This window comes from Spirillospora sp. NPDC049024, from assembly GCF_040649235.1.
In the GTDB taxonomy this organism is placed as follows: Bacteria; Actinomycetota; Actinomycetes; order Streptosporangiales; family Streptosporangiaceae; genus Spirillospora.
The window spans coordinates 221,297-234,897 of sequence record NZ_JBEZFD010000010.1 but is presented as its reverse complement, the minus strand read 5'-3'; the positions used below and the strand labels follow the sequence as shown (position 1 = coordinate 234,897).

Annotated in this window: 10 protein-coding genes; 5 read left to right on the top strand and 5 right to left on the bottom strand. The window is 73.7% G+C overall.

Annotated features, from left to right (window positions below; genetic code table 11):
• The first annotated feature begins 1 nt into the window (after position 1).
• A complete protein-coding gene (locus AB0C21_RS20570; RefSeq protein WP_500206051.1) occupies positions 2-1,249 on the top strand; it encodes a DUF6114 domain-containing protein in 1,248 nt (415 codons plus the stop codon).
• On the opposite strand, the gene AB0C21_RS20565 is transcribed toward AB0C21_RS20570, so the two are convergent.
• The 3 genes from AB0C21_RS20565 to AB0C21_RS20555 are packed head-to-tail and all read right to left on the bottom strand — an operon-like array spanning position 1,156 to position 6,249.
• On the bottom strand, positions 1,156-2,646 hold the full coding sequence (locus tag AB0C21_RS20565; protein ID WP_500206049.1) for a serine/threonine-protein kinase: 1,491 nt from the start codon (positions 2,644-2,646) through the stop codon (positions 1,156-1,158). The two genes, AB0C21_RS20570 and AB0C21_RS20565, sit on opposite strands and share 94 nt — an antisense overlap.
• Before the next feature lie 22 nt (positions 2,647-2,668).
• Complete coding sequence (locus AB0C21_RS20560; RefSeq protein ID WP_500206047.1) at positions 2,669-4,390, bottom strand: protein kinase domain-containing protein; 1,722 nt, start codon at positions 4,388-4,390, stop codon at positions 2,669-2,671.
• Entirely contained in the window at positions 4,390-6,249 is a 1,860-nt protein-coding gene (locus AB0C21_RS20555; RefSeq protein WP_500206046.1) for a serine/threonine-protein kinase, read from the bottom strand. The genes AB0C21_RS20560 and AB0C21_RS20555 overlap by 1 nt, the downstream gene beginning before the upstream one ends.
• A gap of 158 nt (positions 6,250-6,407) precedes the next feature.
• Between AB0C21_RS20555 and lysX the strand changes: the two genes are divergently transcribed.
• Complete coding sequence (gene lysX / locus AB0C21_RS20550) at positions 6,408-9,707, top strand: bifunctional lysylphosphatidylglycerol synthetase/lysine--tRNA ligase LysX (protein ID WP_500206044.1); 3,300 nt, start codon at positions 6,408-6,410, stop codon at positions 9,705-9,707.
• Here lysX and AB0C21_RS20545 read toward each other — a convergent pair.
• Entirely contained in the window at positions 9,704-10,189 is a 486-nt protein-coding gene (locus tag AB0C21_RS20545) for a hypothetical protein (protein ID WP_500206042.1), read from the bottom strand. The genes lysX and AB0C21_RS20545 overlap by 4 nt on opposite strands.
• 111 nt (positions 10,190-10,300) lie before the next feature.
• On the opposite strand from AB0C21_RS20545, the gene AB0C21_RS20540 reads away from it, so the two are divergent.
• From AB0C21_RS20540 to AB0C21_RS20530, 3 genes are all read left to right on the top strand, one after another.
• Positions 10,301-10,669, top strand: a complete 369-nt coding sequence (locus AB0C21_RS20540; protein ID WP_500206041.1) for a type II toxin-antitoxin system RelE/ParE family toxin — start codon at positions 10,301-10,303, stop codon at positions 10,667-10,669.
• The gene (locus AB0C21_RS20535; protein ID WP_500206039.1) at positions 10,669-10,968 is read left to right on the top strand and encodes a helix-turn-helix domain-containing protein; all 300 of its coding nucleotides are present in this window, start codon (positions 10,669-10,671) and stop codon (positions 10,966-10,968) included. The genes AB0C21_RS20540 and AB0C21_RS20535 overlap by 1 nt, the downstream gene beginning before the upstream one ends.
• Positions 10,969-11,066: 98 nt before the next feature.
• On the top strand, positions 11,067-12,473 hold the full coding sequence (locus AB0C21_RS20530) for an alpha/beta hydrolase (RefSeq protein ID WP_500206037.1): 1,407 nt from the start codon (positions 11,067-11,069) through the stop codon (positions 12,471-12,473).
• A 12-nt stretch (positions 12,474-12,485) separates the two neighbouring features.
• Here AB0C21_RS20530 and AB0C21_RS20525 read toward each other — a convergent pair whose 3' ends face one another.
• Entirely contained in the window at positions 12,486-13,583 is a 1,098-nt protein-coding gene (locus AB0C21_RS20525) for a winged helix DNA-binding domain-containing protein (protein ID WP_500206035.1), read from the bottom strand.
• Between the last annotated feature and the right edge of the window lie 18 nt (positions 13,584-13,601).

Sequence of the window (13,601 nt, the reverse complement as noted above, 5' to 3'; positions counted from 1 at the left end):
CATGACCTTTCCCGCCGAACCCCCTCGCCCCGCCGAACCCCCTCGCCCCGCCGGATCCGCTCCCCGCGCCGGGCCGGCCCACCCCACCGGGCCGGGCCGGCGCGCGCCGCGCGGGTTCCGCCGCTGGCGGCGGACACGCCCCTTCTGGGGAGGCGTGTTCGCCGTCCTCGGCGGCGTCGAGCTGATCGCCATCCCGCTGGCCCCGATGCCGCTCGTCGTCCACCAGGGCATGGCCGGGGTGGCGAGCTGGCTCATCGGCGCGCTGCTCGTCACCGCGGGCGCGCTGCTGTGGTTCCAGCCCGCCCACCGCAGCTTCTACGGCGTCCTCGCCGTCCTGCTGTCGCTGGCGTCGTTCCTCACGTCCAACTTCGGCGGGTTCCTCGTGGGCCTGCTGCTGGGCGTGCTCGGCGGCGCCCTCGGCTTCGCCTGGTCGCCGTCCCCGGACGGGCCCCGGCGCCGCACCGCGTCCCGGGGCGGCGGTCCCGGGACGCACGCGGCGCCGCGCGGCGGGCGGCTGACGGCCCTCGCGGTCCCGGCCCTCCTGGGCGTCCACCTGCTGGCTCCGTCGCCGTCACCGTCGCCGTCGGACTCGTCCGCCCCGACCCCGGCCCCGGCCTTGGCCGCGGCCTCGACGACGCCGTCTCCCTCGCCCTCCGCGCCGTCCTCCGCGCAGACCTCCGCGCCGACGACGCCTTCCGCGAGCCAGACGCCGTCACCGCAGCCGAGTACCAGCGGGACCCCCACGCCCACTGCCACGCCCACTGCCACGCCCACTGCCACGCCCACTGCCACACCCTCAGCCACGCCCACCGCGACGCCCGCCCCGGCCAAGGACGCCGGGACCGGGCCGCGCCTGTACGCCGACACCGGGACGCTGCGCGCCGACTCGCTGACGATGTCGGGGCTCAGCTACGACGGCGTCGCGTCCCTCCCCTCGGCGGGCGGGACGGTGAAGGCGCTGAAGTTCAGCATGTCCAAGGCCGTCCTGAAGAACGTGGACCAGACGGCCGTGCACGGCGGCGCCACCGCCCGGACCCGGACCGGCGGCCTCACGCTGAGCGGCGACGTCGTCATGTACACGACGAAGATGTCGGCCAAGCTGCTGGGCGTCCCGGTGACCTTCACCCCCGCGACACCGCCGCCGCTGACCCCGCCCTACATGGTGCTGACGGACGTGGTCTCCGAGCAGCCCGCCGTCACCGCCGGCGGAGCGCAGATCAGCGGCCTCGCCGCCGGGGGCGCCGGCTGACCGGCGGCTCCGCCTAGCGCGCCGGTGCTCAGCTTGCCGCGCAGGATGAACGCGCCCAGCAGCACCGCGGCCACGACGAGGACGACCGCGACCGTGACGACCAGCACCGTCCTGCGGCGCTCACCGCCGGGCCGGTCGTGGACGGGCGGCGGCGGTGGCTGCTGCCAGTTCGTGTACTGCTGCGGCTGCTCCCACGGCGGAGGCGTCTGCGGCGGAAGGCTCGGATGCGGCTGCCGCACCGCCGGGTGCTGGGACGGGGGCGGCGGCGCCCACTCCGTCTCCAGCATCGTCCGCGACTCCGGCTCCGGCCGGGGCGGGGACGGCGGCGGGGGGTGCGAGGCGTTCCGGTCGTGGAACGGGCCCGGGCCGCGGCGGTTCACCGGGCCGGGCTCGCCGCGGTCGCGGCGGGTCACCGGATCGAGGTCGGTGTCCTGCCCCGGGTCGCGGCGCGTGACCGGGTCGAGGTCCTCGGGGTCGAGGACGGTCTCCGACGCGCCCTCGGACCGTCCGCCGGGCAGGTAGCGGGCGGACGGCTCGTCCGCCACCGTCTCGTCCAGCCGCGTCGGCATCGGCGGGGGCGGCGCGGACATGGCCGCCACCTGGGTGAGCAGCGGCATCGCCTGCGCCGCCGTCATCCGGTGGAACGGCTCGCGCACGAGCAGCCCCTCCAGCACCCGGGCGAGCGGCCCGGCGTTGCGCGCGGGCGGGACGGGCTCGATCAGCGCGGCCTGCAGCGACGACATCGCGTCGGACCGCTCGTAGGGGGAGCGGCCCTCCACGGCCGCGTACATGGTCGCGCCGAGCGCCCACAGGTCGGAGGCGGGCACAGCGCGCTCGCCCTGCACCCGCTCCGGCGCGATGTAGGCGGGCGATCCCATGACCAGGCCCGTCTGGGTGAGGGTCGAGTCGCCCTCCATCTGCGCGATGCCGAAGTCGGTGAGGACGGCCCGGCCGGTGTCGGTGACCAGCACGTTGCTGGGCTTGACGTCGCGGTGCAGGATGCCCTTCTGGTGGGCGTGCTGGAGCGCGCCGAGCATCTGGAGCCCGATGTCGGCGACCCGGCGGTGCTCCATGGGCCCGCGCTCGATGATGTCCTGGAGCGACGGGGCGAGGACCAGCTCCATCACGATCCAGGGCCGGTCCGCCTCCTCGACGACGTCGTGGACGGTCACCACCCCGGAGTGGTTCAGCCGCGCCGACGCGCGCGCCTCGCGGAACGTCCGCTCGTACAGGACGGCCCGCTCGGCGTCGCTCAGACCCGGCGGGAGGACGACCTCCTTCACCGCGACCTCGCGGCCCAGCATGGTGTCCAAGGCGCGCCACACGGTGCCCATGCCGCCGCGGCCGACCACCGAGTCGAGCCGGTAGCGGTTACCGAGCAGACGTGCCTGTGCCATTTCTAGAAGGTCCCCCCACTGGTCATCCCACCCCGGAGGGACGGAACGTGTCGAGCACATTGTTCACGAGTGCCTCGTTCCCGTTCCACTGGGAGGCGGGTAGCGCCACCACCACGGCGAAGGGCCGGCCGTTCACCATCACTCCGCGGTCCCTCGCGCGCGTGACGCCCGAGCGGGACCAGGTGAACTCGATGTCGGCCGCGGGCCGCCCGGCGACGGTCGTGCGGGTGATCTCTCCGATCCGCTGGAAGTCCTTGAGCTTGCCGTCCGCGATCGCCTCCCGCTCCCAGGTCACCCAGTGCTCGTAGGGGTCGCCGGACCAGACCGTCCGGTCGACCTGCACGTAGGCGCTGGACGCGGGGTCGGTCCAGACGACGCTGTTGCCCTGCACCGAGCGCCGCCACCCGCGCGGGACCCCGATCGTGTAGCCGGGGCCGCTCGCGAGGACGAGCCCGTCCGGAAGCCGCCGGTCGCCCGAACCCCTCGTGGGCTTGGGGGTGTTCGACGGCGCGGTGGGCGTGGTCTGCCCGGTCTGCGTGCCCTGCGTGGGCTGCCCGGCGGCCTGCGGGGGCTGCGACGCGTCCGGGCCGCCGGCCGACGAGCCCCGCGGCCAGAAGGCGAACGCGGCGACCGCCAGGACCGCCGCCGCGGCGACGACGCCGGCGAGGACCGGCACGACCGGGGACCTCCTGCGCGCCTGCGCGGGCGGCTGCCCCGGCGTCCACTGCGTGCCGGTTCCCGGCGGGTAGTGCGTCGTCATCTCGGACGGCACGGGCACCGGAATGGACGCCTGCGCGGGCACGGGCGACTGCGCGGCCGGGGGCGTCTGCGCGGCCGGGGGCGACTGCGCGGGCGGGTACGCCGTCCAGGGGCCGCCTTCGGCCGCCGTCGCCTCGTTCGCGGCGATCTGCGCGGCGGCCACGTCCGCGGCGTGCCCGGAGGCGATCGCCTTCAGCGCCTCCTCGGCCCGGTCGCCCGGCAGCCGCCGCACGGGGTCGCGCTCCAGCAGGCCGGTGAGGACGGGCGCGAGCGGCCCCGCGTTCTTCGGCGGCGGGACGTCCTGCGTCATCACGGCGGCGAGGACGGCCATCGCGTCACTGCGGTGGTGCGGCGCCCTGCCCTCCGTCGCCGCGTACAGGGTGGCGCCGAGCGCCCACAGGTCGGACGCGGGGATCGCCGGGTCGCCGTTCACCCGCTCCGGCGACATGTACGCGGGCGACCCCATGATCAGCCCGGTGCCGGTGAGGGTGGCGTCGCCCGCCAGCTGCGCGATGCCGAAGTCGGTGAGCACGGCCCGGTCGTCGCCGGTGACCAGCACGTTCGCCGGCTTGACGTCGCGGTGCAGGACGCCGATCGCGTGCGCCGCCCGCAGCGCGCCCGCGATCTGGGCGCCGATCGCCGCGACCCGTCCGGGCGGCAGCGGGCCGTCCTCGTCCACGATCTCCTGGAGGGAGCGGGCCCGCACCAGCTCCATGACGATCCACGGCCGGCCGTCCTCGTCCACGACGTCGTGTACGGTCACGACGCCCGGATGGTTCAGCCTGGCCGAGGCGCGGGCCTCGCGCAGCGTCCGGCGGTGCCGGTTCTCGCGCTCCTCGTCGCTGAGGCCCGAGGGCAGCACGACCTCCTTGACCGCGACCTCGCGGTCGAGGGTCTCGTCGCGGGCGCGCCACACGGTGCCCATGCCGCCGCGTCCCACGACGGATTCGAGCCGGTACCGGCCGGCCAAAAGACGCCCCTCCATCAGGCGTCCGCGGGCTTGAAGGACCGGTAGACCGGCTGGAGCTCGGAGTACACCTCGTCCCAGTCGGAGTCGGGGGCCCGGAGCAGGATCGCGTAGCCGTGGCCCTTCGTCACGAACCCGCGGTTGAGGATGTGCACCCGGCCTCCGTCGCCGTTGTAGGTGAACTCCCAGTCCGCGGACTTGTCGCCGTTGCCGGTGTCGGGCACCGGCGGGTGGTCGCCGGTCGCCTCGATCCTGAGCTTCCGGTAGCCGGGCCAGCCGGAGCCGCCCCGCTCCTGCCGCCGCCAGTCGTCGATCGCGCTGGGGCCCGGGTCGTCGGTCTGGTCGATCTGGATGTAGGTCTTGCGGCCGGGCGCGTAGAAGAAGTCGCCGCCGTTCTTGCGCTCGGGCCCCTTCCAGTCGCCGGGAACGGCGATGGAGTAGCCGCTGCGGTCCTTGTGCGTCCTGAACCCGGCGGGGACGGCCGGGCTCGGCTTCTTCGACTTGACCGGCGAGGACGACGAGGCCTTCCCGGTGGCCGAGGGGCCCGAGGTGCTCTTCTTCTCCTTCTGCCCCTTGTCGTCGCCTCCGTTGCTCGCCAGCGCGATCCCCGCGATGACCAGGATCACCAGCAGCACCACCGCCGCGATGATCAGCACGTTGCGGTTGGACGCGAGCGCGGGACGTCCGGCGGACGGGTGGTGCGTGGTCGGCGGGAAGTGGGTGTCCGGTCCCGGCTCCGGCCTCTCGCTCGCCCGCGTGGCCTGCGCGGCGGGCTCGGTGCGGGGGCCGGGCCGCCACGAACTGACCCGGTCGGGGTCGGGCGCGGTCTCGGCCGGGTCGGCGGGCTCCGGCGCGCTCGGCTTGCCCTGCGCGTTCGGCACCCCCCTCGGGAGGTCGAAGCTGGTGAGCTGGTCGGGGCGGGCTCCGCCGTCCACCGGGCGGGGCGCCTCTTCGGGGGCCTCCGGGATGGTGGTCTGGGCGGCGGGCGCCTCATCGACGGGGTACTCGACGGCCATCGTCCGCTGGGTGTCGACGGTCTCCTGCCGGACGATCTCGTCGAGCATGCGGCCCGCCTCGATCGCGTCCATCCGCCGCTCGGGGTTCTTGCGCAGCAGGCCCTCGATGACGGGGACGAGCCGGCCGCCCTTCTCCGGCGGGTCCGGCTCGTCGGAGATCACCGCGACCAGCGCGGCCATCGGCTCGGGACGCTCGAACGGCGACTTGCCGTGCAGCATCGCGTACAGCGTGACGCCCAGCGACCACAGGTCGGAGGCGGGCCCGGCGACGCGGCCGCGGGCCCGTTCGGGAGCGATGTAGGCGGGCGAGCCCATGACGAGCCCGGTCTGGGTGAGGGTCGCGTCGCCCGAGGCGGTCGCGATGCCGAAGTCGGTGAGCACCGCGCGCTCGCCCATCCGGCCCGTGCCGGTGATCAGCACGTTGCTCGGCTTGACGTCGCGGTGCAGCACCCCGGCCTCGTGCGCGGCGTGCAGCGCGGCGAGCATCTGCCGGGCGATCTCCGCGGCCCGGCGCGGCTCCAGCGGCCCCTCCTGCTTGATCACCTGGTCCAGGGAGCGGGCCTTGATCAGCTCCATGATGATCCAGGGGCGGTCGTCCTCCTCGACGACGTCGTAGACGGCGACGACGCCGGGGTGGCTGAGCCGCGCCGCGGTCCGGGCCTCACGGAACGTGCGCTTGTGGTGCACGGCGCGTTCCTCATCGGTGAGACCATGCGGGAGGATGACCTCCTTCACCGCAACGTCACGACCGAGGACCTCATCGTGCGCCTGCCAGACCGTCCCCATGCCGCCTCGGCCGACCTGGGTCACCAGGCGGTAGCGGCGGGCGAGCAACCGCTCACCGGTGGGTTCATTTGGCATATCCGCGACCATATCGACTTTTGCTGACAACCTTGGACCGAGAGTGCAAGCCACATCCCCTTACCCGTACGACGCCCGACATCACCCCGGGGTTCGCCGCCGGACGGGCGCGCGGGGTCGGAGACGTGATCGACGTGCGACCCGGTAGAAAGGGGACCATGACCGAGCAGGGCCCGCAGCGTGGCCTGCGGGGCGAGTGGAGCCGCCTGATCCAGGCCGCGCCGACGATCTTCTTCTGGTACACCCGACTCTCCGGGATCCTGTCGCTGCTCGCATGGGTCTCCTATGGTCTCATCCTTGAGATAGCCGATATCTGGGCGCTGCGATGGATCGGCTACCTCGGCTGGTTCCCCAGCGTCCCGATCGGCCTGTTGTGGATCCTGCTCTCGATGGGCGTCCGGCGGCGCAAGAAGGCCGCGTGGCGGATCCTCGTACTGATCTTCTGCCTGCCCACCGCGCTCGGCGTCACCGCCGTCCTGACGACGCTGTTCAACCCGGCCAAGCCCACCCCCGTCGGCCTCATCGTCACCGCCGCCGTGTACCTCGCGGTGCTCGGCCTGCTCATCGCCGCGCGCGGCCAGTTCACCACCCTGCCCGACCGGGCCAACCGGCGCCTCGCAACCCTCGTCTTCACCAGCCTGCTGATCGTGACCGGCGGGATCGGGACGTTCCTGGTCACGCTGACCGACCGCAACCCCCGCGGCGACTTCTGGACGCACCCGCTCTACGCGATCTCCCAGACCGTCCTCGGGCCGCGCGTCACCGGCAAGCCGATCGACGTGTCGGTGCCGTTCTGGGTGGACGTGATCCTGTGGGTGCTCGGCACCGGGCTGCTGATCGCCACGTTCTGGGCCCTGTTCAGGCCGGGGCGGCGCGACGCCGTCCTCAGCCCCCCGGAGGAACTGGCGGCGCGCGCGCTGCTCGCCGAGTACGGCGACCAGGACTCCCTCGGCTACTTCGCGCTGCGCCGCGACAAGGACGTCATCGTCGCGCCCAACGGCAAGGCGGCCATCGCCTACCGGGTGGAGGGCGCGGTCTCGCTGGCCAGCGGCGACCCGCTCGGCGACCCCGAGTCGTGGGACCAGGCGATCGAGGCGTGGCTCGGCGAGTGCCGCGCGCACGCCTGGATCCCCGGCGCGGTCAGCGTCGGCGAGCGCGCCGCCCGCGTGTACAGGCGGCACGGCTTCGACGCGCTGGAGCTCGGCGACGAGGCCATCGTCGACCTCACCGACTTCAACCTGGACGGCCGCGAGATGCGGCAGGTCCGCCAGGCCGTCCGGCGCGTCGAGCGGGCCGGGTACACGGTGCGGATCCGCCGCCACTCGCAGATCCCCGGCTGGGAGATGGCCAAGCTCATCCGCAGCGCCGACGCCTGGCGCGGCGAGGAGACCGAGCGCGGCTTCTCGATGGCGCTCGGCCGGCTCGGCGACCCCACCGACGGGCGCTGCGTCATGGTCGAGGCGTTCGACGCGCACGGGGAGCTGCGCGGCCTGCTCAGCTTCGTCCCCTGGGGGCGGGCCGGCCTGTCGCTCGACCTGATGCGCCGCGACCGGCTCGCCGAGAACGGCCTCAACGAGTACATGGTCGCCAAGCTCGCCGAGAAGGCCGCCGCGGTCGGCGCGCAGCACCTGTCGCTGAACTTCGCGATGCTGCGCTCGGCGTTCGAGCGCGGCTCCCAGATCGGCGCGGGCCCGGTCGCCCGGCTCTACTACCGGCTCCTGTCGTTCGCGTCGAAGTTCTGGCAGCTGGAGTCGCTGTACCTGTCGAACGCCAAGTACATGCCCGACTGGCGGCCCCGCTTCATCTGCTACGAGCACGGGCGGCACATCGTCCGGCTGGGCCTCGCCTACGCCCGCGCCGAGGGGTTCCTGCCGAGCCTGAACCGCCCCAAGCTGGACCGCGCCGCCGCGATGGTCCCGTCCGACGACCTCGTCGACAAGATCAAGCAGATCGAGGAGGCCGCGGAGGCGGCCCGCGCGCCGCAGCGCCGGCTGTCGGAGCAGGAACGGGTCCGGCACGCCAAGCTCGACCAGATCCGCGCCGCCGGGATGGAGCCGTACGCGCTCGGCTGCGAGCGCACCGACGACGCCGCCGCCGTCCGGGCGCGGCACCCCGGCCTCGCGCCCGACACCCGCACCGGCGACGCCGTCGCGATCGCCGGACGGGTCGTCCTCGCCCGCGAGCACGGCCGGCTGATCTTCGTCACGCTGCGGGACGAGACCGGCGACCTCCAGGTCATGCTGACCTCCGACGCGCTCGGCGAGGAGTCGCTGCGGCGCTGGAAGTCGCTCATCGACCTCGGCGACCAGGTCGGCGTGCGGGGCGAGGTCGTCACGTCGCGGCGCGGCGAGCTGTCGGTCCTCGCGTCCTCGTGGACGCTCGCCGCCAAGTGCCTGCGCCCGCTGCCGAACAAGAGCACCGGCCTGGCGGACCCGGAGGCCCGCGTCCGGCAGCGGTACGTCGACTTCATCGTCAACGACGAGTCGCGCCGGATGCTGCGGATGCGCGGCGACGCCGTCGCCGCCGTCCGGGACGGCCTGCGCGCCCGCGGGTACCTGGAGGTCGAGACGCCGATGCTCCAGCCCGTGCACGGCGGCGCCACGGCCCGCCCGTTCACGACCCGCATCAACGCCTACAACATGCAGCTCTACCTGCGGATCGCGCCCGAGCTGTACCTCAAGCGCCTCCTCGTCGGCGGCGTCGGCCGCGTCTTCGAGCTGAACCGCAGCTTCCGCAACGAGGGCGTCTCGCCGCGGCACAACCCCGAGTTCACGATGCTGGAGGCCTACGAGCCCTACGGCGACTACGACACGATGGCCGAGCTGACCCGCTCCCTCGTCGTGGACGCGGCCCGCGCCGCCCTCGGCACCACGGTCGTCGTCCGGGACGGCGTCGAGCACGACCTCGCCGAGCCGTGGCAGGAGATCACCGTCTACGAGTCGGTCTCCAAGGCCCTCGGCGAGGAGATCACCCCGGGCACCGCGCCGGACCGGGTCCGGTCGCTCGCCGAGCGGTTCGGGCTGAACGCCGACCCGCAGTGGGGGCAGGGCAAGGTCGTCCAGGAGCTGTTCGAGGCGCTCGTCGAGGAGCACCTGACGGCGCCGACGTTCGTCCGCGACTACCCGGCCGAGACGTCCCCGCTGACCCGCCCGCACCGCGACGACCCGCGCCTGGCCGAGAAGTGGGACCTCATCATCTTCGGCCTCGAACTCGGCACCGCCTACTCCGAGCTGATCGACCCGATCCTGCAGCGGCAGCGGCTGACCGAGCAGTCGCTGCAGGCCGCGGGCGGCGACCCCGAGGCCATGGAGCTGGACGAGGACTTCCTGCGCGCCCTGGAGTACGCGATGCCGCCCGCCGGGGGCATGGGCATGGGCATCGACCGGCTGCTGATCACACTGACGGGCCGCAGCATCCGCGAGACGATCCCGTTCCCCCTGGTGCGCCCCGGCTCCTAGAGGCTCCGCGGGACGGGCCGGAACCCCTGCTCCGCCAGCCACGCGCGGGCCGCTCCCCGCCGGGCGTCCTCCCCTTCCGGCAGGACGCCCGGCAGGACCGGCAGCCCGTCCGCCTCGTCGGCGGGGAGCACGTCCCCGCGCTCGGGATCGAGGACCTGGAACCCGTCGTCCATCGCCGCCGCCACCGCCCCGAGATCGACGGGCAGCGGAGCCAGCCCGGTCGGCGCCCGCTCCCCGAGGGCGGCGGCGAGCTCGTCCGCCAGCTCGGCGTCGCCCGGCAGACCGCGCTTGTTCAGCTCGTCGAGGCAGGCGAGGGCGAGCGACCGCACGTCACTCCCCTGGGCCAGCGCCGCGACGAGCACGTCCCCGGCGTACTGGAGAACGGGACTCAGCGAACGCCCCCGGAGCAGGCCGGCATCCCCGATGCCCAGGTGCGCGACCGCCCGCAACCGCGCCAGCGCCGCCTCGTCCCACTCCGTCACGCCCCCATTTGTACAGACATCCACTGACAGACGCCCCCGATTCAGCGCCCGCAAGACCTGGACTTCTCAATCGTCAGCGTCATATCATCGATGACATATATCATTGAGGGTATGTTCGACATCGAGATGGAACCCGAGGTCGTCGCATGGCTGGACACCCTGACCTACGTCCAGTACCAGCGCGTCATGCGCAACGTGGACGACTACCTGGTGAATCGTGGAAACATGCTCGACGGCAATCACACCCGGGCCTTACGGGACGGCGTTCGAGAGCTCCGTCTTCACCTGGAGGACACCACATGGCGGATCACCTACTGGCTGCCAGCAGCGCGCGGACGCCTGATCATGTTGCTCACGGCTTTCCAGAAGGTGCGCAATGGCTCCCAGCCCGGGGACGTGGAACGAGCGATCTTCATGCGAAGGATCTGTGAGTCGTCCCACTTGGAGCCTGCGGGGCACGTCTACGAGAGGAGTAAGTGATGGCCGGGCATACCGGGTGGCGGGCCTACCGCGCGAAGCGGCTGCGAGAGGAGGGCACGGCCCATCCTGAGTACGAGCAGGCGGGTCTCGACCTGCGGCTCGGTGACATGGTGCGCGAACGGCGCCTTGAACTGGGGCTCACGCAGGCGGTGGTGGCCGAGCGCGCCGGTATCACTCAGCCTGCGCTGTCGCGGCTGGAGGGCGGCGGCGGAGTCCCCACCCTGGCAATGCTCGACCGGATCGCCAGGGCGATGCACACCACCTTCACGATCACCGTGGGAGAGGACGCCGCGGCCTGACTCCGATGCGGATCGCGGCGGTGGTGGTGGGGGTTGTTTGTGCCCTTGTCGGGGGTGTGGGGGTTCTAACGGCGGATCGCGGGGTCGAGCGGCGGGGCGTGGTGGTCGAGGGGGTGCCGGTCGAGGTCGTGCGGGGTGCCGGGGCGGCCGGACGGATGCCGGGGGTCGTGGTGGCGCACGGGCTCGGCGCCGGCGGGCGGCTCATGCGCGGGTTCGCGGACACGCTGGCGCGGCGCGGGTACGCGGTGGCGCTGGTCGATCTCGCGGGGCACGGGGCCAGTACGCGGCGGCTGCCCGGGAACGGGGCCGGGCCGGCCGCCGAGGCGCGGCTCGACCGGGATCTGGACGTCGCCGTCCGGCATCTGCGGGCCATGCCGTTCGTGGACGGCGAGCGCATCGGCCTCGTCGGGCACTCGCTGGGGGCCGCCGCGGTCATCCGGTACGGCACGGCGCATCCGTCCGTCGGCGCGACGGTCGCGATCTCGCAAGGGGAGATGGCGGTGCCGGCCTCGGCCCGGAACGTGCTGCTGCTCGCCGGTGGCTTGGAGTTCCCCGCATACCGGGACGGCGCCGTCCGGGCACTGCGAGACGTCTACCCGGAGGGGCGGCCGGGCAGGACGTACGGCGACCCGCAGGACGGGACGGCGCGGCGGGCCGTCATCGTCGGGGGCGTCGAGCACGCCGGGGTGCTGTTCAGCCCGCGCACCCATCGCGAGACCGGCGCCTGGCTCGACGCGGCGTTCGGTCATCGCTCGCCTCCGGTCGCGGACGTGCGCGCCGTCCAGCGGGCGGGGGCGGCGATGCTGCTGCATCTCGCGGCGGTGCTGAGCTTCGGGGCGATCGCCGCGGCGCTGCTCGGGCGGCCGTCCGACCACCGCGAGGCGCGCCGCCGCGTCTCGGTGAGGTTCGCGCTGGTGGCGGCGGCGTTCGCCGTCGCGGCTGCGGTGCCCGTAATGGGGGTGTTCCAGTTGCCGCTCGCGGTGGCCGGGCCGCTCGCAGGCTTCTTCGGCGTCGCCGGCGTGGTGGCGCTCGTTTGCGCGCGGGACGCGGCTTTCCTCGGCGGGCGGCCCAGGGTGCGGACGATCGCGGCGGCGGCCGTCCTCGTCCTTTTGACGGTGGTGTCGTTCGCCGTCCCGGCCCAACTGGGGTGGGCGCACGCGGTGCCGGTGGGGCCGCGAGTGTGGGCGCTCGTCCCGATCACCGTGGGGACCGGCCTGTACTGCCTCGGTGTCGAGGCGCTGTGCGCCGGGCATGAGCGGCTGACCGCGATCGGCGTGCACGCGTGGTCGGCGACGGCCGCGCTGGCCGCCCTCTGCGCGGCCGCCCTCGTCGGGGCCGTCTCACCGTTGGTGCTGCTGGTGTCGCCTTTGATCGCCGGTCTCCTGGCCTGGCAGGGCGTCCAGGCGGCGGCGCTGCGCGCGGTGCGCGCCCCGGCGTGGGTGACCGCGGTCGTCGGCGGCGTGCTGCTGGCCTGGCCGCTCGCGGTCACCATGCCGATCACCTGACGGCCGGCGGGCTCATCCCGTCCAGGGCGTGATGCGCAGGGCGTGGTCGGCGTCGGTGGCGGCGAAGGCCAGGAGGCGGGCCGCCTCGTCGCGGACCGGCCCTTCGTCTTCGAGGGGGGCGAACAGCTCGACGGTCAGGTCGGCACGGGCCGCCTTCCGGTCGTGCTTGAGCGTCCAGACGCCGTGGACGCGTCCGTCGACCAGGAGGGTCGGCCTCGTGACGGCTCCCACGCACACGGCTTTGCGCTGCTCGTCCGTCATCATGCGGCGGCGGTCGGCGTAGGCGAGGATCAGGTTGTCGAAGGCCGGGAGGAAGCGGACGGGTGCGGGGGCGCCTGCGTCCGGGAGGGACATCTCCGGAAGGTCGAACAGCTCCGCGCCGTCCTCGTCCCTGTAGGTCCGGAGGGACGGGCGGAGCTCCTCGAAGGCGGCGTCCATGCGGCGCATCCCGGACCACATCTGGAAGTCCTTTACGGAGGCGGGGCCGAACGCGGCCAGGTAGCGGCGGATCAGCCGGTCCGGCGACTCCTTGGCGAGCGGCCGGGCGATCCACTCCTCCGCCAGGGCGAACGGGGTCGCGCCGCCGGTGTCCCACGTCCCGCTGGGCGGCGGATGGACGACCGAGACCAGCGTCTGCGCCGACCAGCCGAGCACCTGCGGGTCGCGGCCCGGCCAGATCTCGGCGAGGGCGCGGCCGAGCTGCGGGCGGGTGAGGGTCCGCCCCTTCAGCAGCCTGCGGGCCTCGGCGGCGAGGCTCTCCAGGTCCCAGTCCCTGGTGACGCTGCCGAACGCCGCCTGGCGCCCGCGCAGGAGGCTCTCCTGGACGAGGGGACGCACCCACACGAAGTCGGCGGCCGACGCCATGTGCTGCGTCCCCCGCAGGATCGAGCTGCGCACGGCGGACCGGTCGTAGAGGAGGCTCGTGAGGTCGTCGCGGCGGAAGCCCTCCAGCCTCGTCCAGAGCCCGATGTACGGCATGTTGGTCTCCTGCGCCTGGATGGCGACGAGCCTTTCGACCGCCTCCAGGACGGGCATGGCCGAGCGTTCAAGGAGCAGCTGCCGCTCCAGCGCCGCCCGGTTCAGCGTCCGGCGGTCCAGCATCCGCGTCATGCCTCGATTTTAACAGAA